We start from the raw sequence: 20396 nt of genomic DNA on the forward strand, positions 1-20396 counted from the left end.
TTCATGTTTCTAGAATGAGTGCGTAAGATGCGGCATTAAGTTGTTGTTTTACGAGTTCTTTTCTCTTCCTTGTTTTGTGCATAGGTAGCGGTTTGACTGACAGTGTAAGTGGGGCGGTCATTGGCGCCACTTCGGCGGTGGTGGATGGCTTCCGTAATGAGCCAGACAGGAAGTGCGCCTGGCTGTCTCATTACTACGCCTACCACTGGCAGCCGCCTACATTAGATAGTGTGTAGTGCAGTTCAGGTACTTGTTTTTATAGGATAAGTAATTAGTTCAGATTGATTTCATGTTTCTAGAATGAGTGCGTAAGATGCGGCATTAAGTTGTTGTTTTACGAGTTCTTTTCTCTTCATTGCTTTGTGCATGGGTAGTAGTTTGACTGGCAGTGTAAGTGGGGCGGTCATTGGCCCCACTTCAGCGGTGGTGGATGGCTTCCGTAATGAGCCAGACAGGAAATGCGTCTGGCTGTCTCATTACTACGCCTACCACTGGCAGCCGCCTACGTTAGATAGTGTGTAGAGCAGTTCTGATTCTTCTTTTGCAAGAATAAGGAATGAATACTACCAGGTCACTGGTTTTATCTACTATAAACCACAATCTAACTTGTCAACCACTCAGTAGCGCAGGCACAACTGCGGGGTAGGCCGTGGCCATGAGACAACTGGCAGCTACACCGCCAGCTGGCTCATGGCTGTAGGCAATCCCCCACGTGCCTGCGCGGGTCCAAAGCATGACCCTCACTACTTTCAATGAACAAGCCAATCTCGAGCAACGACCTAATCTATCTCCTAACGACTTAGCTAAGACAGAAGAATCGTACCACCCAGTCACTGGTTTTCATCTTCTCTAAACCACAATCTAACTTGTCAACCACTCAGTAGCGCAGGCACAACTGCGGGGCAGGCCGTGGCCATGAGCCAACTGGCAGCTACACCGCCAGCTGGCTCATGGCTGTAGGCAATCCCCCACGTGCCTGCGCGGGTCCAAAGCATGACCCTCGCTACTTTCAATGAACAAGCCAATCTCGAGCAACGACCTAATCTATCTCCTAATGACTTAGCTAAGACAGAAGAATCGTACCACCCAGTCACTGGTTTTCATCTTCTATAAACCACAACCTAACTTGCTAACCCCACGTGCCTGCGCGAGTCCAAAAAGCAGACCCTCACTATCTTCAGTCCCCGATAACCAGTCGAGCCACGACCCAGACAACTCCTTAATCACTAAAGCTTTTGAAAGTAAGCCGTCACACCAATCAGAACCACAAACTAGTTGATAGGCGTGGAAGGCGGCGACTCCCTCTTGAAAAGGTGATGATGACAAGGCTTGTCGCATTATTCTATTGACCCAAAAAGAATTTATATGACTAGTAAAGAGAATCGTCTACCTGAAAGTACATACTTTTGTAGATACTGTAAGTAAAGGATAACGCTGCGCTACCAGTTACAGAAACTGTTAATTTAATATGGCATGCACTATGGATCTCCAAGTACCTTATGATGACGAACCCTCCCACATCTCTTAGCGTCATGCGCTGACATTCCTTCGTTCGGTCTATCATAAGTTGGAGGCCGGCGAGATGCTCCCGATGAGGCTCGAGGCCTAATGTACGCCGCTGGTGCCAGCTTCTCCGTGTCATGAATAGAAGTTTCAGAATGCCAACCTCATGCTACTAATTGTAAACAGTGAAGGTCCGCAAGCATTTGCTCACCATCAAATTTCCGCTTTTTTGTACACATGGCATGAAGAACCTTTAGTAATTTGCTACATAACACGACCATCGACTCCTTCTTACGAAGGGGATTTTGAGGTCGTTGCGTATAATACTGATGAAGCTTCATAAAGGCAGGGTTGTTTCTAAGGATTGGATGCATTGCTCTGAATAAAATAGCCCGTAATCGTCTTCGTCCTCGTTTTGATATCTTCTTCATTCCCTTATGTTTACCAGAGGAATTCTCATGTAACGTAAGTCCCGCTAATTTAATTAATTGGCGTGGACTTTCAAAGTCAGTAAAACTTCCAATCTCCGCTAAGAGACCGGAAATAGTTCTACGGGAAATTCCCGGAAATGAAGCGAGATATTCATAATCAGCCGTTTGGACAATTAAGGATTGTATTTCCTCTTCAATCATCGCAAGTTCTTCCTCGAGTAGACGGTATTGGCGAATGAGACATTGTATCTCTCGTTTAGCTCCCCAAGGAGCCACGGTGATGCCAATGGATGTCTGAGCTACCTCAATGACTTTAGCTGCTATTTTGGGTCGCCTTTGCTTCATCTGACTCGCTTTCGCGCATTGATCCGCTAAATCAGCTGTTGTCATATTGACCAGCTCTGCAGGCAACGGGTTGTCTCCAACACACCTAGAACCATGGCTCCAAAATCTGAGAATACCTCGAATAGCTCAGGGAAGTATTTATCTACCCATCGATGAATTCTGTTTTTCAGAATGGTGCGGTCGTCTATTAAAGTTTGCTCAAGCGTGAAACAGGAACGAATATTTGCTGCTTGATCCCGAAGAAGCTTCGGATATGAGAAACGACCATCTTTCATTAGCCGTGCGATCGTCAGAGCGTCTTTCTTATCGTTTTTGGTTTGCAGATTATCATCTAATTCCTTAACTTTCTTCACATGCATCGGATTGATAACGACCAGTGGTATACCGTAGTCCTCTAGGAAATATGCTAAATTCAACCAGTAATGTCCTGTAGGCTCCACGCCCACTATCACATGCGATTTATCGAATTCTTTCATACCCTCTAGTATTTCTTGATAGAACTGTTCAAACCCTTTACGCGTCTGTTTAACGAGAAATGCTTTTTTCAAAACACGTCCACGTTCATCGACAAAGGTTGCGTAATGATTATGTTTAGCAATGTCGATACCTATCACTAATGTTTGTTCTGTGACTTGATTAATTTTAGTATTTTCTTTAGAATTCATGTGAGTCCTCCTGGGTTATAATTAGGGGTCAAGCCGTCGACGCCTTGACACCCCGAATCATACCAAGGGGACTTTTCTATTTCAATAGGGTTCCACTAACCAAACAGGAATGCTCCCGATGGATCAGCTCGAAAGGAGAGACAACCAAGAGGGAGCTTGCGACCTGGTTGGCTCACCGAGAGCCCATGGGAAAGCGTCCGCCTGGAACGCCTATCAACGGTATCCACACGTCTACCAGCCGCGCTATATTCAAATCAAAAAACTTCCCCTTGCCAAACAATCAGAAAATTCGTATCATGTAAGAGAAGGAGTGTGAAGGCCTTGTTAACAGCTCTTACAAGCCAAGGGAAGCAAGTCGTGCTAACACGGCAGACATCTCTTGACAGCTTACGAGAGTGGCGTAAAACCGAAACCTTTCATTGTCCACAATGCAAAGAACAAGTACTCTTGAAAGTCGGCGACATCATCATCCCGCACTTTGCCCACCACCAACAAACCAACTGCCGAGACAGCTTCTCAGAAGGAGAATCCCCAATCCATCTACTCGGTAAAATCCAACTCTATGAACTATTTTCACATCTACCATTACAAACTGAAATGGAACCTTATCTGCCTGATATCCAGCAACGACCCGACCTGCTAGTCACATGGCAAAATCAGCAAGTACCCATTGAATTCCAGTGCAGCACGATTCCGATTGCACTCATCCTCGAACGCAATGCAGGTTACCATTCCATGAACATGCAACCCATTTGGATCCTATTGACCCCTCCGAAAATTCAAGACTCTTCAGCATGTGTATTGACTCATCGTTTCTCTCAATTCCAACAACACTTCATCCGTCCAATTCATTCGAGCACTAAAGAAACTCTGTCGATCCTTCTGACATATAATCCACTGAAGCAACAATTCCACTATTTAAGTCATTTCATTCATCTTCGCGGTACATCGTTTGCGCTGTGTCACTCCGTCATGCGTATCAAACATCAAACCATTCCGTTTGCTATTCCTGCCGCTCCGTCGACTACAGATGTAGAAGGACTGACACGTCATTATCAAACTGCACGTCGAAAGTATCTTCGGTCGGTAATTGGGTATAATCAAAGAGGTATCCATCATCGCTTTTTGCGTGCTTGTTATGAAATGCGTGTCCAGCCGATTCAATTACCTGCATGGATTGGCGTTCCTACATTCGGGCAAGAAGCATTTAGTGAGTCCGATTGCGAATGGCAACTACTACTTATTGCAGCTATCCGACAAACGATGAGGACACCCTTTCAACCGGATCGATCTCTTCTTCGTACATTCGTAAAGACATTTGAAGGAAACTCGACATTGCAGTTGGAAGCTTGCGAACACTATATGGATTTCTTAAGAGAGCAACGCATAGATATCTACAGGCTCGATAAATTCATTGGAAGAGATTTTACACTGGATGTACTTTCAGGGAGATTTCTTGCAATGCATGCGAGGAATTGAGAAATACAATAGAGTCAAATAACGGTAAATGCTGAAGGAGGAATTGGATTGACGAATGAAACAAAGTATTGACGCGCGATGAGGTATTTGAAGAAGAAACTTGGCGCTTGGAGGATATATTTCTTCTGATGAAGCATGGGATAAAGAGTACCGAAAAGTCGAAGAGATGGCTAAAGAAGCTGAAAACTATAAAGGTACGCTTGGGAACGGTGCACGTCCATTATTTGAAGCGTTAACATATCGTGATAATTAGCAGAACGTCTCCGTAGGTTATTACGTATGCTCATTTAAAACAGATCAAGATACGACAATAGCTTTTATCAGGCAATGGATGGTCGAATCAGAACATTGGTCGTGAAAATCTCTACAGCATTGTCTTATTTCACACCCGAGTTGCTTTCTATCGATGAAAAGCAACTGAATGAACGATTGAGTCACATGAAGGTTTGCGAGTATATAAGCAAGAATTCAGGAATGAATGCAGAACGTGCTCACATCTTGTCTTCGGAACAAGAGAATTAATTGCGCAGTTGTCTGAAGTGACAGGGAGTCTTCTGAAACATTCAGCATGTTAAACAATGCGGATTGACTTCGGAATGGTCAAAGACGAAAACGGTAATGATGTTCAATTGACACATGGTCGTTATTCACATTTCTTGAAAGTAAAGATCCGAAAGTGCGGGAAGCGGCATTTAAGAAATGTATTCAAGATATGGTGAATTCAAAAATACATTTGCTTCTACGTTAAGTGGTAACGTAAAAGGTCATAATGTCAGCGCAAGAATTCGGAATTATAGTTCGGCAAGAGCAGCAGCTTTGTCAAATAACCATATTCCAGAGCAAGTATATGAAAATCTCTTATCTACAATCAATAAAAACCTAGGTTTATTGCATCGCTATGTTGCCTTGCGTAAGAAAGTATTGAAACTAGATGAGCTGCATATGTGGGATATCTACACGCCGTTAGTTGAGGACACGGAGATGAAGTACACATACGAGCAAGCAAAAGAAACGATGCTCGAGAGCTTCCATCCGCTTGGCGAAGGGTATAAAGCAGTAGTAAAAGAAGGTCTTGATAATCGCTGGGTCGATGTTCGTGAAAACAAAGGGAAGCGTTCAGGAGCCTATTCATCTGGCACGTATGGAACAAACCCATACATCTTGATGAACTGGCAAGATAACGTAAGCAACTTGTTTACACTTGCTCATGAATTCGGTCACAGTGTACACAGTTATTACTCCCGTGAGAATCAACCATTCATTTATAGTGGCTATTCCATATTTGTAGCAGAAGTAGCGTCAACTGTAAATGAAGCGCTGTTGAATGACCACTTACTGAAAGTGACGACTGATGAAGATCAACGAATCTATTTATTGAACTATTGGCTCGATGGATTCCGTGCAACAGTGTTCCGTCAGACGATGTTTGCGGAATTTGAGCATTTGATTCATAAGCTGGATCAAGAAGGGGTACCACTGACGGCTGAAAAGTTAACAGAAGAATATTACGCGTTAAATGAAAAGTATTATGGGGACGCTATTATTAGCGATGAAGAAATAGGTATGGAGTGGGCACGTATTCCTCACTTCTATATGAATTACTATGTCTATCAATACGCAACAGGATATAGCGCAGCTGTTGCACTCAGCAAGCAAATTCTTGAAGAAGGTGAGCCAGCAGTAGAACGGTATATTACGAATTTCCTGAAGGCTGGATCATCTGATTATCCGATTGAAGTCCTCAAAAAGGCGGGTGTCGATATGACATCTGAAAAGCCGATTGAAGAAGCGTGTAGAGTATTTGAAGAACGATTGAACGAGTTAGAACAGTTATTGGAAAAGAGAGGGTAATATTTTCCTGCATGTTTCGACAGACATTTGCGAAAATCATGACATATGGATGAAAGCTGTTAGTATTTGTTGAAGTCATTTGTCATTTATGATATGGTGTAAATGTGGAATAAATCACATACCAAACATACACCCCTTTTGTTTGAACGTGAACATTTCTCCCATTCCCTTTGAAAGAGAGCATTCACTCCCCCCCAGGAGCGGATGCTCTTTTCTTTTTGTCTACATAAAAAGCCGAAGCTCCAAATAGGGCTTCGGCTAGTATAAGGGCTATTTAATTAAAGAACAGTTAGGTTGTTTTTTACGCCATAATGTACGTTCTGGTACACAAACTCTTTCAATTTCCTGTTTGAGTATCCGTTTCTTCAATTCGCGGTCAGCTTCTTTTTCGGTCATGTGACACATTTCCGCGATTTCTTTAGTCGTAAGCAGATCGAAGCGATTGAATAACGAATCCATGGAAGGTGGCATGTCAGGAAGGAGTTGTCCTCCGACAAGCTCTTCTAGAATCTGTTCATAAATCGAATAGTCGTAGAGACCACCCACTTTTAATCCTTCATCTTCAATATTACTATTGAAGAAAACGAAGGTTGGCGCCTCGTCCACTTCCATTTCATTACCTAAATACATATCGACTTGCAATGCGCGCAATGTCTCTTCTGAAGTGAAGTCTGTTATAAACTCATCCACATCTAGATTAATACGTGCGGCAATTTCCACAAGTACTGAAAACGAAGCAACATCCCGCTTTTTCAAAAAGGAATACTCAAGCAAGGATGATAAATAACGGAATCCAGCACGTTTACCTTGAAACTCAGCGGCTTTAACCGCGATGCTAGGAAAACAAGGATTAGACCGTTTGGTTGTCTTGGCATCCTTAGGGTCAAGTAGAGACGGTACATTCAATTTTGTCATGGGAGTCTTCAACGCGATGCGTAACGTGAAATAGTGATCGTATTCGACTTGCAATTTACGTAGCAATGGTTGAAGTGACCAACAATCCTTGCAATAAGGATCTAAAAATACATAAAGTTCAATGGGCTTTACTGAAGCAGAGTAGTGTAACGTATCATCGATTACTGTTAGATAGTTCACTGATCTTCCTCCTCGTTCCTATTTACCATATGGTTGGCTGTTAAGACAAGGCGTTTATAGTAGACTTCCCGAAGTGGACCCTCCAGTCCTACGTCATCCATCGCTTCCGCCATGCAAGCTAGCCATGCTTCTGCGCGTGTAGGTGTTATAGGGAAAGGGTTATGTCGAGCCTTCATCATAGGATGACCGTGTTCTTCTGTGAACAGGTTCGGGCCGCCTAGATATTGAGTCTGAAATTGTTTTTGTTTCCGGGCAGTTTCTGTCAAATCATCAGGGAATATTGGTATGAGGTCTGGGTGAACAGCCACTTTTTCATAAAATGTATCAATCAGTTCGTGTAGTTTCTTCTCGCCGATCTCCTCATAAGGGATGACAGGTTTTCGAGTCATTGCATTCACACCCCTTCGTTCATCTGTGTCTTTATTCTATCAATGAACGAATTTCTATACAAATAAAAGAACTTATTTTGTTTGTTGTTATATTACAGATTGAATATTCAGAGACTGAGAAACATTGAGAAAAGCAACTGGAAGGACAGTAGTGACGTGAGGAAAACCATTGATCGACGCTCTAGGCGGACGCTTTTCCGGAAGGCTCGCGGTAAGCCAACCATGTCGCGGAGCTCCCCTTAAGTTGGCTGATCCTCTCGGAGCCTTGCGCTTACGATCAACTGGATAGTTGTACGTAAACATTATGACGCGTTGATATGGAAAATGTTAGACCATTGAGTGATAGTTGTTCATGACTTTTTTTACGTAATTTTGTGTTTCTTTGAACGGGGGGATGCCTCCGTATTTTTTTACGTTCCCCGGACCTGCGTTGTAGGCTGCTAGTGCCATTTCATTTGAGCCGAATTGGTTAAGCATTTTGCGCAGGTATTTGGCTCCGCCCATGATGTTTTGCTGAGGATCCATTGGGTTGGATACACCAAGATATTTGGCTGTGCCTGGCATTAGTTGCATGAGACCGGCTGCGCCTGCATGGCTTTTTGCGTTACTTTTGAAGTTGGACTCTTGCTTGATGACGGCGGCAATCAGTTTTTCGGGTAGTTGGTATTTGTCTGCTGCTTGTTTGATAATGTCTGCGTATTGATTGTTGGTTCCAGGTGCAGACGTAGTGGCTGGTACAGCGGCAACAGTTTCAACTGGGCTTGTGGAAAAGTTGAATGAAGTAGCGCTTGTGCCTTGGCTGAGTAGTTGCTCGGCTTGATTTGCGAGTTCTGGACTCATATTATTTCCCGCCATCAATTGCGTCAACATCATTTGGAATTCATTGGAGCCGGTAGATGAATTGCTACTGAAGGACTGAACCGCTCCAAGAGTTTGTAAGGTATTTATTTCTAGGAGCAACCGAGTGTTACGTGGGTCAAGATTCATTCTTTTTCCCCCTATATTTTTCAAGTAGTATATGGATTGATTTATTATATCTATTATACCAACTTTCTTACCATAATGCACAATAACAAAATGCAACTGTGAGTGGCATATGGTAGACTAAACGTAAAGACTTATATTAAGGAAGTGGATGTCTTGGATATGAAAAATGAAATCATTGAAACACGTAAGAACGGTAATGAAGTTCACTTTATATTGAATCCTGAGGCAGAGTGGCCGTTAGGTTCTCCAGCGGGGAAAATGTTGACAGACACGGATCGACAATCGTTCGTTTATATCTTCGATCACGATGCTGGCTATCGCTATGCGTATTTCCCAAAAGATAGTTGGAACGGGTTAGTGGATATGCTGTTACAACAAGCAGAGCCTGTGCTGATTTGGCAAGATGAGAAAATACCATTAACAGGTGCTGCAGAAGAAATGCAGGCGCTTATTTTCAATATTGAAGGAAATGATAATTACGGCGAGGAATTCAGTACAGCTGTCGAAGATATCTTCAAGCCGGTGCTGGAAAAGGTGAATTGATATATGGCAAAAGAATTTCACAAAAAGAATGGAAGTGACGTAATGAAATTCACAATTCAATCGCGGAATGATGAGATCTCCAATAAACTAATGAAAGAAGCTCGCGTGTATTTACGCGATTTTGGTTTGAAATATGATGAGGAAGAACCGGATATTGTATTGTCTATTGGTGGTGACGGTACGTTATTGCATGCTTTCCATAAATATATACATCGCTTGGATAAAACTTCTTTTGTTGGAATTCATACAGGTCACTTAGGGTTTTATGCAGATTGGAAACCTTCCGAGATAGAAAAGTTGGTTATTCTAATCGCTAGACAAGAATACGAAGTGATTGAGTATCCATTGATTGAAGTGACGATCAATTATCGACATTCTGAAAAAAGCGCATCGTATTTAGCGTTGAATGAATCCACAGTAAAATCACCTGAAGTCACTTTGGTGATGGACGTTGAGTTAAACGGAGAACACTTCGAACGCTTTAGAGGAGACGGACTTTGCATGTCGACGCCATCCGGATCAACTGCTTACAGTAAATCACTTGGCGGTGCCATAATTCATCCTTCGTTACCATCTATGCAACTGACAGAAATGGCTTCGATTAACAATCGCGTATTCCGTACGGTAGGTTCACCACTTATTTTACCGGATCACCATATTTGTACATTGACACCTGTAAAAGGACCGGATTTCATGGTAACTGTCGATCATTTACAGCTTCTTCATAAAGATGTTAAATCCATTGAGTACAAAGTATCCAATGAAAAAATGGGCTTTGCACGCTTCCGTCCATTCCCATTCTGGAAACGTGTTGGAGAGTCATTTATAGCGAGTGATTTAATCTATGAACGAGAAGATGATGAAAAGAAAAATTAACACACCATTTCAATTACAATTTGTTGCGAAGAAAAGTGGATTACTTCGCGAGTTTTTGGCGCAACATGAAATTTCCAAAACTACATTGACGGCTATTAAATATCGTGGCGGAGAGATCTTGGTGAATGGCCAGCCTCAAAACGTGCGATATAAGCTTCAGATAGATGATCAGATAACGGTCTCGTTTCCTCCTGAGCAAATAAGTGACGGATTGACTCCGCAAGATGGAGTATTATCTATTTTATATGAAGATGAAACCCTTCTGATTCTCGATAAGCCAGCTGGACAGAGCACAATACCTTCCCGCAATCATCCTACTGGAACGCTTGCGAATTTTGTCTGTGGAAAATTTCTAAGAGAAGGCATTCTATCTACAGTCCATATGGTGACACGCCTTGATACCGATACATCAGGTATTATTTGTGTGGCGAAAAACCGTCATATTCATCATGTATTGAGCCAACAAATGGCACAAGATCTATTTCAACGACAATATACGGCATTCGCAGAAGGTATAATCACTCCATCATTTTTAACAATCGAACAACCGATTGGAAGAAAAGAGGGGAGTATTATTGAAAGAATTGTCCGGGAAGATGGCCAGTATTCGAAAACGGATGTGTCAGTAAGTGCGCATTATCGAAATGAAGCGAACCATTTCTCCATTATAGACTTGACATTGCATACGGGACGTACGCATCAGATCCGTGTGCATCTGCAATGGCTAGGTCATCCACTTGTAGGAGATGATTTATATGGTGCGGATCAAGAGATGTTCCCGCGCCAAGCATTGCATTGCTCACGTGTCAGTTTTCTTCATCCGATCACGAAAGAGAGAATGCATTTTACTAGTTCACTGCCCGAAGATATGCAATACTATTTACGGCAAAGTCAACAAGTGTGCGAATACTCTAAGCAACAACTCTCTTATATAAAATAATATGTGCAATATAATGGAACTTAATGGTATGTTTTAGCGTACGGTAAGTGCAGAAGGGAAGGTGTGAAATCATGACTACTCAACCAGAACAAATAAAAAGTGAAGTCGTTTTGGATGAAGATAAGTTGCGTAGATTGCTGAGCAACGAAGATATCCATTCGTTTAGACAAGAATATCTAGTGCTTCATCCATACGATCGAGCAATTTTTTATGAAGAAGTTGGTGCAGAACTTCGGGAACTGATGTATTTTTATCTATCACCAAAAGAACTTGCGGAGATATTCGAAACAAGTGAAATTGAGGAAGATGAATACGAAGAGTTCCTTGAGGAGATGGACGCGACATATGCCGCAGAGATGATTTCATACATGTTTGTGGATAATGCGGTAGATGTCCTGAAAGAACTTGATAAAAAGAAAGTCGTCAGCTATTTAACGTTGATGGATAAAGAAGCTGCTATACAAATTAAAGCATTACTGCATTATGAAGAATACACAGCCGGTTCGATCATGACAACAGAATTCGTCACGGTATCCGAGAATTCTACAGTACGTTCGGCTATGACAATATTGCGAAGTGAAGCACCGAGCGCTGAGACCATTTACTATATTTTCGTTGTAGATGATTTCCAGCGTTTAACGGGTGTCGTTTCGTTGCGTGACTTGATTATTGCAGATGAAGATACATTAATTCGCTCCATTATGAGTGATCGTCTAGTGAGTGTATCTGTTTCGGACGACCAGGAAGACGTTGCCCGAACCATACAGGATTATAACTTCTTGGCTGTTCCGGTCGTCGACTTCCAACAACATATTCTAGGGATTATCACCGTCGATGATATTATCGACGTTATCGATGAAGAAGCATCGGATGACTATTCTAAACTTGCCGGTGTTTCGACAATGGATACATTTGATAAAAACCCATTCTCTGCTGCGAAAAAACGGATTCCTTGGCTACTTATTTTATTAGTGCTTGGAATGTTGACAGCGAACTTAATAGATTTATTTACTGAGACGATTTCTAAAGTTGCTTTATTAGCCGCATTTATCCCTTTGATCGCCGGTACTGCCGGAAACAGTGGAACACAGTCTCTTGCTGTTGCGGTTCGAGGTATTGCTACACGTGACATTGAAGATGAAAGTAAGATCAAGTTGCTGATACGTGAAGCAGGAACTGGAATTATTACGGGTGTCATTTGTGCAATATTCGTCGTTCTATTAATCTTCATTTGGAAGCATGAATTAGTTATCGCTTTACTAGTAGGAGCAGCGATGTTGGTGTCTATTTTCGTTGCGACTATTTCAGGATCATTTATTCCATTATTCATGCATAAACTCAAAGTGGACCCGGCTGTTGCCTCAGGACCATTTATTACAACACTTAACGACGTCATCAGTGTCGTTATCTATCTAGGCCTAGCGACAGTATTCCTAAGTTCATTATGAACTAGGAATACTGTTTTTTTATTCTGGAACCTTAGGCGATTAGCTCACATATGCTATCTAAAAGGAAGTGATGAAAATGCGTCATGAAAAGCCATTACTGTTTATCACGAGCCCCATCATAAGAAAATATCGGTATACGCCTATCGTGGAAGAAGAAAGCACATCTGTCTTCGAACTGGAGCATTCGAGGGTAATAGAAAGATCTGAAGTTATAGCTGCCCTTGAATTCCAATCGACAGAAGAGTTACCAGAAATACAACAAGAAAAATCTACTAACGAACCTATTCGAAAACGTTTGGAATACTTACATCACCCATTTCGCAAAGAACTATATGCGCCATTAGAAATCGTCACCGAAAAGGAAAAAATTAAAGGCAAGCTTCACGATCTAGAAGATGAAATGGTGTGGATCAAGACAAACGAAGAGATCACATCAGTTCGCATTGAAGAAATCTTAGATATCCTTTGGAAACAGCAATCATTCACTATTTAATTCTTAATACAAAAAGGCGAACCCGCTAAATGGGTTCGCCTTTTTGTTTGCTATTGCACTATCTTTCTATATTGAAAAACGACACTAGTTGAACGTAAGTGGAAAGCGTCCACCTGGAATATCGATCAACGGTGTCCTCACGTCTTTCAATTTCTATCGTGAAACCAAAAAAAGACGAACCCTATTGAATAGGGTTCGCCAATTAGCATTGCAAGCAATAAATCAAGCCTCATCGCAGAAATCGATAAACACATCATCGATACATTGAACACCGCAGAAACAATTTAAATCCACAGTCAAGCACGTATTCGTAGGTCCGAAACCATTCACCTTACAAATCTTCTCAAAACAGATTTTTCCGTCTGTAGTAATATCAAACGGCTTTCCGTTATATAAAGGCTGCAACACTTGAATGGTAGCACAGCACGAATCAAACACCGTCTGCACGCGGAAGAATACAGAAACGCAGCTCGTATGATGGTAAGATGACGGGTTGTGATTACCCATAGTTTCTTCTTTAGTCATCTTAGGATACGGCTTATGCTTATTACCACCTCTGAACACTACCTTGAAATAATCCCCATTACCCGTCAATAAACTAAATACGCGTGTGTTGACGCGGCCTCTAACCGGGCTTACTAAACTGCCAAGCGGCGCCATGAAGCAATCCGTATCACACTCTACACAATCCACTTCCGGACTCGTATTCTGGACGCGTTGGATAAAGCGCACTACTTCACAAATACAATTTGACTTATGACAGCCACCATGTTTGCTGTCCTTCTTTTCACATCCCACTACTGTCCACCTCCTGTTTGTCGTTCTCTATACTCTATGCATGGGTAATCGACATGACAGGGCGCTTTCCTCATTATGCATAAATCCGACATAAAAGTTACATGCTAGACAGAAGGGAGGCGTTGCATTTGAAGAAACTGAGTATCTTGTTAATTATTCTTGGTCTACTTACTGGTTGTAGTGAAAAGGGAACCTATATTAAAAATACAACTTCGCAGGATGAGCATTCAGTAGAGAAAGTCATCATGAGTAATGAACATGTGAAGCTAGCAAAGGTACTGCTATTTGAGGATGAATTACTGGCAGGAATTCGTGTCAATATGTTTTCCCGATTTAAAAAGAAAAAAATCGCTACGGATATTCAGAAGAAATTGGAAAAGGAGTATCCTGACATGAAAATTACGGTGTCGGCAGATAGTAAAATTCTGATGGAAACGGAAAAGTTGATCCGTAAAAAAGGTGAAAAAGATTATCGAAAGAAAATCGATAAAATCAAATCAATCGAAAAGGAGCAAACCTAATGCAACAAGAAAAGTATGCCCAAATAGAGAAAGAGTTATCACCTAAACCTCCTATTTTGAAAAATGTAATTAAAGCTTTCTTGACAGGTGGTTTGATTTGTTTGATTGGACAGTTCATTGCACTCTTTTATATTACGTATTTTGACTTTACGGAACGCACAGCGAGTAATCCGACGGTTGCTACGATGATTTTCATTGCGATGTTATTAACTGGTTTCGGATTATATAAAAAGATTTCGCAGTTTGGTGGAGCGGGAGCGGCGGTGCCAATTACCGGCTTTGGCAATGCGGTCGTATCAGCGGCAATTGAACATAAATCAGAAGGATATGTATTAGGCGTAGGTGGCAACATGTTTAAACTAGCAGGATCTGTTATTTTATTCGGTGTTTTTTCGGCATTTGTAGTAGCTCTGATTAAAACTATACTAGTGAAGTTTGGAGTGGTCTCATGGTAAAGCGGGGAGTGCTAACCTTTCAGTCCAAGCCAAGCATTTACGCAACAGGTGTAACAGCGGGTCCATTGGAAAAAAAGAAAAGTGTCTTTGCACAGCAATTCGATAAAGTATATGAAGATGAGCGTTGTGATTTGCCGACAAATGAAGACGGTCATAAGCAGTTAATGTATGACGCTGTGTTGATCGCACTTAGTAAAGCGAAGAAACAGCCAGAGAAAGTTGATTTCTTCTTAACGGGTGATTTGGTTAATCAGATGACCCCATCTAATTTTGCAGCCCAAGCACTAGCTATTCCATATATCGGTCTGTTTTCTGCATGCGCTACTTCTGTCTCTTCTATGATCACTGCGGCATTACTCGCGGATGCTAAGCAAGCAAACTGGATCATAGCAGGATCTTCTAGTCAACATAACGCAATTGAAAGACAGTTTCGATATCCACTAGAGTATGGTTCGCAAAAAGGAGCAACTGCACAATGGACCGTCACGGCGGCTGGTGCAGTATTAATCGGACAACATAAACAAGGAACTCCCGTTATTAACTGCGCTACTGTAGGTAAAGTGATAGACATGGGGATGACGGATCCACTCAATATGGGATCTGCGATGGCCCCAGCTGCTAGTGATACATTGATGAATCATTTAACGGGGCATGATCGGACAATCGATGACTATGACACGATCATAACTGGAGATCTAGGAAGTAATGGGTTTAATATATTTAAAGCGTTAGCAAATGAAAATGGTTTACCACATACGAAAAACTTTCGGGATGCCGGAGAAGAGTTTTATGGAAATGATCCGTCCTTCAAAGCGGGAGCAAGTGGATCTGGTTGTTCGGCAGCCGTATTTCTTTCCGATGTCTATCAAAAATTGCTGACGGGAGAGTATAAGCGGGTTTTATTATTGGCAACTGGTGCTTTGCTATCTCCTTTGTCATTTCAACAAGGGGATACGATTCCATGTATTGCGCACGCGATTGAACTGTCAATGGATGAGGTGATGGCAGAATGATATCTATATACATCACATCATTTATAGTAGGTGGCTTGATTTGTGTCATTGGACAATTATTAATGGATGTTGCCAAATTAACGCCTGCTCATACATTGGTTTCATTGGTAGTGACAGGTTCGGTGTTGGACGGTATTGGTTGGTATGAGCCACTTATTGATTTTGCCGGTGCAGGCGCAACGATTCCTATTACTTCATTCGGTAATGCATTGACACATGGTGCCATGGTGGAAGCAGAGAAACATGGTCTGGTCGGTGTAGTAACTGGAATGTTCGAAGTGACAAGTTCAGGAATCAGTGCAGCGATCATTTTCGGACTAATCGGGGCATTGCTCTTTACTTCAAAAGGAAATGTCTAAATTACTTAAACGCCCTCTCCAATTCATTCTTCTCTGCATATAGTAGAGAAGATAGGAAGGAGGGGTTTTTCATGTACGGATGTTATCCATCACAAGGTGGTTACGGATACGGCGGAGGATGCGGTGTGAATTATGGCGGTTCTTCATTCGTCTTGATTGTAGTTCTGTTTATTTTATTGATTATTGTAGGCAGAAGCTATTTCTAAGGAGGAGAACTGACTATGAACGATTCATTTTTTAAAAAAATAGAATCCAAAACCGGTGTTCCAATGGAAGAAGTCTTTGCGTTAGCGAATGCAATTCAATATGCAGATTTCAAAGATGAAAACCAAGTTCGAAAAATCATTCGAAAAGTGAGCCAAGTGGCAAATAAAGACGTGCCACAAGCAGTAGAAGATGAATTGGTCCATTCCATCGTAAAAAGTGGTAGAGGACTAAATCTGAACGATATTTCACAAATGCTTGGCGGAAAATAAATAAACATTCAAAAATAGGTTTAGATTAGTTGCTTAGCGGATATACTACAAGTGATAATACATGAAAAAAAGGAGGTGCACATCATGGGATACATTCTACCAATACAAAATTACCAAGCACAACAATATGCAGAACGTATGAACAATGATCGTCATAATTTTGCGTATATCGGGCGAGTGAGTCCTGTGCGTCTGGCAAATGAGGAGTCGAGTTATTGGGAAGACGTTCTAGAAGATGAAAACAGACGTCGTGAAGAGCAGATGAAGCAAAGAAAAAAACGTGCACCTCAACCTTTAGTAAAAAATGGATTTATTGCTCCGAATCCGGCCCAGTTCTCACCTGAGATTGCAGATGTAGTAGGTAAAGGTCAAGCGATTAACGCATATGTCTAAAACAAATAAAATAACCCTAACTGCTTATTACAAGCAGTTAGGGTTATTTTATTTGTCTAGCATCATGTAGTCCGCAAATCTTTCTCCATAGCACGATGAGGTATATCTGCATCCATGAATTCAGGAGAAGTGACCACATAGCCTAGTTTCTCATAGAATGGCACAGCATAAGACTGGGCATTCAAAAGAAGTTTCTTCATAGATTTATTTCTCGCATGTTCTTCTAAAGCATTCATAATTAGATTACCAAGGTGTTTTCCACGATGTTCCGGCAATATGCAAATTCTTTCTGCTTTCGCATGTGCATTGACCAGACCCCTCATACGACCGGCGCCAATTGGCTGATCTGCTTCATCGTAGGCGACGAAGTGGATGGCATCTTGATCGTATTCGTCTAACTCAAGGATTAGAGGGACGCCTTGCTCTTCCACAAATACTTTCTGGCGGACTGCATAAGCATCCTGGCGACCCTTTTCATCTGTGACGATTTTCACTGTGATCTGCAAATTATGACTCACGATCAAGACGGAATGTTTCGTACACTGTCCACGATCCGTCATCTAGTTGATAAAGCATGTGAATACGGTCGATGACTTCCGAATGGTCAACACCTACCATTTTCATTTGGTTTATCACATCGTCATGTTCACCGGAACTCAATTTTTGTGCAATTGTAATATGCGGAACAAAAGCATAGTTGTTTTCATCGTGGTAGAAATTCACATTTAAATCCTTATGCAAAGCAAGAAGTTCATCGTTTGGTACAACTTTAAAGTAAATCGTATTCGTAGTCGGTGCGAATGAACCGACCTTTGTAACGTTCAATTCAAAAGGATGGTTCTTGATGGTAATTTCTCTTAACGCTTTTGCTACTTCTTCAATTTCCTTATCATTTGCTTCGAACGGATCTTTCAGCGTCATATGAGGTGTAATCAACGCGTAATGTGGATCATATCTCTTTCGATAACCATTTGCTAAGTCCTGAAGCTTTTTTGAAGGGAATGCAACAATACCATATTTCATTTAAGATTGCCTCCTTGTAAATTGATTGAATTTTAGGTACATCTATTTTAGTATATCAGAAAATAGTCTGACTTGTCCTGTTCTACTACTAAAGACTATTTATTTCGACCAGCGCACGGCGAATATCTGGTTGCCATGACTTCCAAGTATGATCGCCATCCAACTCTTCGTAAAAGTAAGGAAATCTTTTTTCTTTAATAACTTTATGCAACTCTCGGTTAGGCGTCAGAAAGTCGAGTCTGCCGTCAGAAGTAGTTGGTACGTACGTTTCTTTATCACCAATTACATGGTATATAGAAAGGTTTGCTGGGCTTTGATTGGCTTGGACGGCCTCAAGTACTTGTTCATTCACAAAAGGTGAATGCAATACTACATTTCCAAAACAATTAGGATATTTTAATGCAGTCAATAATGAGATAGATGCTGCCAATGAGTCACCAACTAATGTTCTTGAGGATCCCATTTGGTATGTTGGATAGGTTTCATCAATATACTGAATTAATTCGTGTGCTAAAAAGCGGATATACGCCTTGTGTCTGTCACCTTCGGGGTGATACATACGTCTGCGTTCTTGCACCGTTTTGTATGGAATACCTACAATGATGACAGGTTCAATGATTTCTTCTTCCATTAACTCATCAACAATCCGTCCAATCCGTCCGTATTGAAAATAATCTTTCCCATCTGAGACGAGCATGACATTATGTTTGTACAAAGGGGAGTAGCGGGATGGTAAATATATCAACAATTCCATTTCTTCTTGTAGCTCATTACTATAAAAACGGATTTCTTCAATTTTTCCTGGATTCATTTTGTAGGACCTCCATAATTAATGTACACTTAGTAAATATCATACCGATAAATAACAGTGTAAAGCTAGTGAAAACTATTGCGTATGAAGAAAGAGAGGGGAAATAATATGGATGAAGGTAAGAATATTGTTCATTCGGACGTCGTGACAGCGGCAACAAAAGACGCGCTGATCCGTCGTGGAGTTAAAATTCAAGATATCGCAAAAATTGTTTATGAATTGCAAGTACCCTATAACAAAGGCTTGTCACTCGAACAGTGTGTCGACTCGGTAGAAAGCGTTCTTCGCAAACGTGAATTGCAGCACGCGATACTAGTCGGTGTTGAATTAGACGAAATGGCTGAAAGAGGTCAGCTATCGCAACCACTTCAGCAAATCGTTGAATCAGACGAAGGCTTATTCGGAGTCGATGAAACGATTGCATTGGGTGCAGTCTACACATACGGTTCGATCGCAGTAACTACATTCGGTCACTTGGATAAGAACAAAGTGGGGATCATTAATGAGTTGGATACAAAAAAAGGAATTGGTATCCATACGTTCTTGGATGATCTAGTAGCGAGTGTGGCAGCGTGTGCGGCGTCTAGAATTGCGCACAGAACACGTGATTTACAAGAGGCTGGTCTAACGTTTAAGGATGTACAGAATGGCAAGGGTTCATAAGTAAAGTGAGGCTGTCCTAGATTCATTTCTATGGATGGTCTTTTTAATGTTAGAACTTTTTCTGATGCTTTAAAAGTGTGTAATAAACGGCATTGGGTTGTTGTTCTACTAAAGCTTTTCTTTTCCTAGTTTTTGCGGAGGTAGCGGTTTGACTGGCAAAGTAAGTGGGGCGGGCATTGGCGCCACTTCGGCGGTGGTGGATGGCTTCCGCAATGAGCCAGTCAGGAAGAGCGCCTTGCAGTCTCATTACTACGCCAACCACTGTCAGCCGCCTACGTTAGATTGGGTGTAGGGCAGTTCAGGTACTTGTCTTTCGAGTACATAGGGAAGGTGTTCGTACAAGTAAGTAGGATACGATATTAGGTAGTGGTTTTGCGAACCGTTTTCTCTTCCTTGCTTTGTGCAGAGGTAGTGGTTTGACTGGCAGTATAAGTGGGGCGATCATTGGCCCCACTTCGGCGGTGGTGGATGGCTTCCGCAATGAGCCAGACAGGAAGTGCGCCTGGCTGTCTCATTACTACGCCTACCACGTGCAGCCGCCTACGTTAGATAGTGTGTAGGGCAGAACAGATACTTGTTTTTCGAGTACGCGGATTATTTGTTCGTACAAGTAAGTAGGATACGATGGTAGGTAGTTGTTTTTGCACCCCCTTACTCTTCCTTATTTTATGCAGAGGTAGTGGTTTGACTGGCAGTATAAGTGGGGCGATCATTGGCCCCACTTCGGCGGTGGTGGATGGCTTCCGCAATGAGCCAGACAGGAAGTGCGCCTGGCTGTCTCATTACTACGCCTACCACGTGCAGCCGCCTACGTTAGATTATGTGTAGGACACTTCAGA

At 41.8% G+C, this 20396-nt stretch carries 27 protein-coding genes and 2 pseudogenes; 15 read left to right on the forward strand and 14 right to left on the reverse strand.

All coding sequences use genetic code 11. The features are described from left to right. Positions 1-35: 35 nt before the first annotated feature. From SporoP32a_RS16935 to SporoP32a_RS14025, 4 genes and pseudogenes are all read right to left on the reverse strand, one after another. The gene (locus SporoP32a_RS16935) at positions 36-206 is read right to left on the reverse strand and encodes a hypothetical protein (protein WP_157129994.1); all 171 of its coding nucleotides are present in this window, start codon (positions 204-206) and stop codon (positions 36-38) included. 403 nt (positions 207-609) lie between these two features. Continuing rightward, positions 610-834, reverse strand: a complete 225-nt coding sequence (locus SporoP32a_RS16940) for a hypothetical protein (protein ID WP_157129995.1) — start codon at positions 832-834, stop codon at positions 610-612. 35 nt (positions 835-869) lie between these two features. After that, on the reverse strand, positions 870-1094 hold the full coding sequence (locus SporoP32a_RS16945; protein WP_157129996.1) for a hypothetical protein: 225 nt from the start codon (positions 1092-1094) through the stop codon (positions 870-872). A 573-nt stretch (positions 1095-1667) separates the two neighbouring features. Beyond that, positions 1668-2944: pseudogene (locus tag SporoP32a_RS14025) on the reverse strand (IS110 family transposase). 321 nt (positions 2945-3265) lie between these two features. Between SporoP32a_RS14025 and SporoP32a_RS14030 the strand changes: the two are divergent. Together SporoP32a_RS14030 and pepF are read left to right on the forward strand one after the other, a co-directional pair. After that, positions 3266-4423 carry a competence protein CoiA gene (locus tag SporoP32a_RS14030; protein ID WP_198166178.1) on the forward strand — a complete coding sequence of 386 codons (1158 nt, stop codon included), beginning with the start codon at positions 3266-3268 and terminating at the stop codon, positions 4421-4423. Positions 4424-4491: 68 nt separating this feature from the next. After that, positions 4492-6274, forward strand: a pseudogene (pepF, locus tag SporoP32a_RS17525) (oligoendopeptidase F). A 270-nt stretch (positions 6275-6544) separates the two neighbouring features. On the opposite strand, the gene SporoP32a_RS14040 reads toward pepF, so the two are convergent. The 3 genes from SporoP32a_RS14040 to SporoP32a_RS14050 all read right to left on the reverse strand — a co-directional run bounded on the left by SporoP32a_RS14040 (position 6545) and on the right by SporoP32a_RS14050 (position 8745). Beyond that, positions 6545-7369: a DsbA family protein gene (locus tag SporoP32a_RS14040; protein WP_085428463.1), complete on the reverse strand. Its 825-nt coding sequence runs from the start codon at positions 7367-7369 to the stop codon at positions 6545-6547. Then, positions 7366-7758 carry a globin domain-containing protein gene (locus tag SporoP32a_RS14045; protein WP_085428464.1) on the reverse strand — a complete coding sequence of 131 codons (393 nt, stop codon included), beginning with the start codon at positions 7756-7758 and terminating at the stop codon, positions 7366-7368. Before SporoP32a_RS14045 ends, SporoP32a_RS14040 begins: the two co-directional genes overlap by 4 nt. Positions 7759-8085: 327 nt before the next feature. Further along, a complete protein-coding gene (locus SporoP32a_RS14050; protein WP_085428465.1) occupies positions 8086-8745 on the reverse strand; it encodes a lytic transglycosylase domain-containing protein in 660 nt (219 codons plus the stop codon). A 159-nt stretch (positions 8746-8904) separates the two neighbouring features. Between SporoP32a_RS14050 and SporoP32a_RS14055 the strand changes: the two genes are divergently transcribed. From SporoP32a_RS14055 to SporoP32a_RS14075, 5 genes are all read left to right on the forward strand, one after another. Beyond that, positions 8905-9288 (forward strand): UPF0738 family protein, encoded by a 384-nt coding sequence (locus SporoP32a_RS14055; RefSeq protein ID WP_232319652.1) that lies wholly within the window; start codon positions 8905-8907, stop codon positions 9286-9288. 42 nt (positions 9289-9330) lie between these two features. Then, a complete protein-coding gene (locus SporoP32a_RS14060) occupies positions 9331-10164 on the forward strand; it encodes an NAD kinase (protein WP_085429097.1) in 834 nt (277 codons plus the stop codon). Then, positions 10133-11104 carry an RluA family pseudouridine synthase gene (locus tag SporoP32a_RS14065; protein ID WP_232319546.1) on the forward strand — a complete coding sequence of 324 codons (972 nt, stop codon included), beginning with the start codon at positions 10133-10135 and terminating at the stop codon, positions 11102-11104. Before SporoP32a_RS14060 ends, SporoP32a_RS14065 begins: the two co-directional genes overlap by 32 nt. Before the next feature lie 71 nt (positions 11105-11175). Continuing rightward, entirely contained in the window at positions 11176-12552 is a 1377-nt protein-coding gene (gene mgtE, locus SporoP32a_RS14070) for a magnesium transporter (protein ID WP_085428467.1), read from the forward strand. A 76-nt stretch (positions 12553-12628) separates the two neighbouring features. Further along, positions 12629-13045, forward strand: coding sequence for a hypothetical protein (locus SporoP32a_RS14075; protein ID WP_085428468.1), 417 nt, complete (start codon positions 12629-12631; stop codon positions 13043-13045). Positions 13046-13267: 222 nt separating this feature from the next. Here the strand turns inward: SporoP32a_RS14075 and SporoP32a_RS14080 are convergent, their stop codons facing one another. Next, a complete protein-coding gene (locus SporoP32a_RS14080; protein WP_085428469.1) occupies positions 13268-13843 on the reverse strand; it encodes a CotY/CotZ family spore coat protein in 576 nt (191 codons plus the stop codon). 128 nt (positions 13844-13971) lie between these two features. Here SporoP32a_RS14080 and SporoP32a_RS14085 point away from each other — a divergent pair, with 128 nt between their 5' ends. The 7 genes from SporoP32a_RS14085 to SporoP32a_RS14115 all read left to right on the forward strand — a co-directional run bounded on the left by SporoP32a_RS14085 (position 13972) and on the right by SporoP32a_RS14115 (position 17060). After that, a complete protein-coding gene (locus SporoP32a_RS14085) occupies positions 13972-14364 on the forward strand; it encodes a hypothetical protein (protein WP_085428470.1) in 393 nt (130 codons plus the stop codon). Further along, positions 14364-14819 (forward strand): stage V sporulation protein AC, encoded by a 456-nt coding sequence (gene spoVAC / locus SporoP32a_RS14090; RefSeq protein WP_085428471.1) that lies wholly within the window; start codon positions 14364-14366, stop codon positions 14817-14819. The genes SporoP32a_RS14085 and spoVAC overlap by 1 nt, the downstream gene beginning before the upstream one ends. Then, the gene (locus SporoP32a_RS14095) at positions 14813-15832 is read left to right on the forward strand and encodes a beta-ketoacyl-[acyl-carrier-protein] synthase family protein (protein ID WP_085428472.1); all 1020 of its coding nucleotides are present in this window, start codon (positions 14813-14815) and stop codon (positions 15830-15832) included. The genes spoVAC and SporoP32a_RS14095 overlap by 7 nt, the downstream gene beginning before the upstream one ends. Then, the gene (gene spoVAE / locus SporoP32a_RS14100; RefSeq protein WP_085428473.1) at positions 15829-16191 is read left to right on the forward strand and encodes a stage V sporulation protein AE; all 363 of its coding nucleotides are present in this window, start codon (positions 15829-15831) and stop codon (positions 16189-16191) included. The genes SporoP32a_RS14095 and spoVAE overlap by 4 nt, the downstream gene beginning before the upstream one ends. A 125-nt stretch (positions 16192-16316) precedes the next feature. Continuing rightward, the gene (locus SporoP32a_RS17530) at positions 16317-16397 is read left to right on the forward strand and encodes a YjcZ family sporulation protein (RefSeq protein WP_232319653.1); all 81 of its coding nucleotides are present in this window, start codon (positions 16317-16319) and stop codon (positions 16395-16397) included. A 15-nt stretch (positions 16398-16412) separates the two neighbouring features. Beyond that, positions 16413-16667, forward strand: coding sequence for a stage VI sporulation protein F (locus tag SporoP32a_RS14110; RefSeq protein ID WP_085428475.1), 255 nt, complete (start codon positions 16413-16415; stop codon positions 16665-16667). Between the two features lie 84 nt (positions 16668-16751). Next, a complete protein-coding gene (locus tag SporoP32a_RS14115; protein WP_085428476.1) occupies positions 16752-17060 on the forward strand; it encodes a hypothetical protein in 309 nt (102 codons plus the stop codon). 62 nt (positions 17061-17122) lie between these two features. Here the strand turns inward: SporoP32a_RS14115 and SporoP32a_RS14120 are convergent, their stop codons facing one another. From SporoP32a_RS14120 to SporoP32a_RS14130, 3 genes are all read right to left on the reverse strand, one after another. Continuing rightward, positions 17123-17620 carry a GNAT family N-acetyltransferase gene (locus SporoP32a_RS14120; RefSeq protein ID WP_085428477.1) on the reverse strand — a complete coding sequence of 166 codons (498 nt, stop codon included), beginning with the start codon at positions 17618-17620 and terminating at the stop codon, positions 17123-17125. Beyond that, positions 17568-18083, reverse strand: coding sequence for a YjcG family protein (locus SporoP32a_RS14125; protein ID WP_085428478.1), 516 nt, complete (start codon positions 18081-18083; stop codon positions 17568-17570). The genes SporoP32a_RS14120 and SporoP32a_RS14125 overlap by 53 nt, the downstream gene beginning before the upstream one ends. Before the next feature lie 88 nt (positions 18084-18171). Further along, positions 18172-18894 carry an alpha/beta hydrolase gene (locus SporoP32a_RS14130; protein WP_085428479.1) on the reverse strand — a complete coding sequence of 241 codons (723 nt, stop codon included), beginning with the start codon at positions 18892-18894 and terminating at the stop codon, positions 18172-18174. Between the two features lie 108 nt (positions 18895-19002). On the opposite strand from SporoP32a_RS14130, the gene SporoP32a_RS14135 reads away from it, so the two are divergent. Further along, the gene (locus tag SporoP32a_RS14135; protein WP_085428480.1) at positions 19003-19557 is read left to right on the forward strand and encodes a phosphatidylglycerophosphatase A family protein; all 555 of its coding nucleotides are present in this window, start codon (positions 19003-19005) and stop codon (positions 19555-19557) included. A gap of 49 nt (positions 19558-19606) precedes the next feature. Here the strand turns inward: SporoP32a_RS14135 and SporoP32a_RS14140 are convergent, their stop codons facing one another. From SporoP32a_RS14140 to SporoP32a_RS17385, 3 genes are all read right to left on the reverse strand, one after another. Next, positions 19607-19819 carry a hypothetical protein gene (locus SporoP32a_RS14140; RefSeq protein WP_085428481.1) on the reverse strand — a complete coding sequence of 71 codons (213 nt, stop codon included), beginning with the start codon at positions 19817-19819 and terminating at the stop codon, positions 19607-19609. Positions 19820-19916: 97 nt separating this feature from the next. Next, the gene (locus SporoP32a_RS16950) at positions 19917-20087 is read right to left on the reverse strand and encodes a hypothetical protein (RefSeq protein ID WP_157129997.1); all 171 of its coding nucleotides are present in this window, start codon (positions 20085-20087) and stop codon (positions 19917-19919) included. A 136-nt stretch (positions 20088-20223) separates the two neighbouring features. Continuing rightward, on the reverse strand, positions 20224-20355 hold the full coding sequence (locus SporoP32a_RS17385; RefSeq protein ID WP_255406958.1) for a hypothetical protein: 132 nt from the start codon (positions 20353-20355) through the stop codon (positions 20224-20226). Positions 20356-20396 lie beyond the last annotated feature (41 nt).

Origin of the sequence: Sporosarcina ureae (assembly GCF_002109325.1) — a bacterium.
Taxonomy (GTDB): Bacteria; Bacillota; Bacilli; order Bacillales_A; family Planococcaceae; genus Sporosarcina; species Sporosarcina ureae_C.

What these genes read in the sequence shown, in the direction of transcription:
- SporoP32a_RS14045 (WP_085428464.1), bottom strand. Translation starts at nt 7,758, where the DNA reads ATGACTCGAAAACCTGTCATCCCTTATGAGGAGATCGGCGAGAAGAAA.
- SporoP32a_RS14050 (WP_085428465.1), bottom strand. Translation starts at nt 8,745, where the DNA reads ATGAATCTTGACCCACGTAACACTCGGTTGCTCCTAGAAATAAATACC.
- SporoP32a_RS14055 (WP_232319652.1), top strand. Translation starts at nt 8,905, where the DNA reads ATGAAAAATGAAATCATTGAAACACGTAAGAACGGTAATGAAGTTCAC.
- SporoP32a_RS14060 (WP_085429097.1), top strand. Translation starts at nt 9,331, where the DNA reads ATGAAATTCACAATTCAATCGCGGAATGATGAGATCTCCAATAAACTA.
- SporoP32a_RS14065 (WP_232319546.1), top strand. Translation starts at nt 10,133, where the DNA reads ATGAACGAGAAGATGATGAAAAGAAAAATTAACACACCATTTCAATTA.
- mgtE (WP_085428467.1), top strand. Translation starts at nt 11,176, where the DNA reads ATGACTACTCAACCAGAACAAATAAAAAGTGAAGTCGTTTTGGATGAA.
- SporoP32a_RS14075 (WP_085428468.1), top strand. Translation starts at nt 12,629, where the DNA reads ATGCGTCATGAAAAGCCATTACTGTTTATCACGAGCCCCATCATAAGA.
- spoVAC (WP_085428471.1), top strand. Translation starts at nt 14,364, where the DNA reads ATGCAACAAGAAAAGTATGCCCAAATAGAGAAAGAGTTATCACCTAAA.
- SporoP32a_RS14095 (WP_085428472.1), top strand. Translation starts at nt 14,813, where the DNA reads ATGGTAAAGCGGGGAGTGCTAACCTTTCAGTCCAAGCCAAGCATTTAC.
- spoVAE (WP_085428473.1), top strand. Translation starts at nt 15,829, where the DNA reads ATGATATCTATATACATCACATCATTTATAGTAGGTGGCTTGATTTGT.
- SporoP32a_RS14110 (WP_085428475.1), top strand. Translation starts at nt 16,413, where the DNA reads ATGAACGATTCATTTTTTAAAAAAATAGAATCCAAAACCGGTGTTCCA.
- SporoP32a_RS14115 (WP_085428476.1), top strand. Translation starts at nt 16,752, where the DNA reads ATGGGATACATTCTACCAATACAAAATTACCAAGCACAACAATATGCA.
- SporoP32a_RS14120 (WP_085428477.1), bottom strand. Translation starts at nt 17,620, where the DNA reads ATGACGGATCGTGGACAGTGTACGAAACATTCCGTCTTGATCGTGAGT.
- SporoP32a_RS14125 (WP_085428478.1), bottom strand. Translation starts at nt 18,083, where the DNA reads ATGAAATATGGTATTGTTGCATTCCCTTCAAAAAAGCTTCAGGACTTA.
- SporoP32a_RS14130 (WP_085428479.1), bottom strand. Translation starts at nt 18,894, where the DNA reads ATGAATCCAGGAAAAATTGAAGAAATCCGTTTTTATAGTAATGAGCTA.
- SporoP32a_RS14135 (WP_085428480.1), top strand. Translation starts at nt 19,003, where the DNA reads ATGGATGAAGGTAAGAATATTGTTCATTCGGACGTCGTGACAGCGGCA.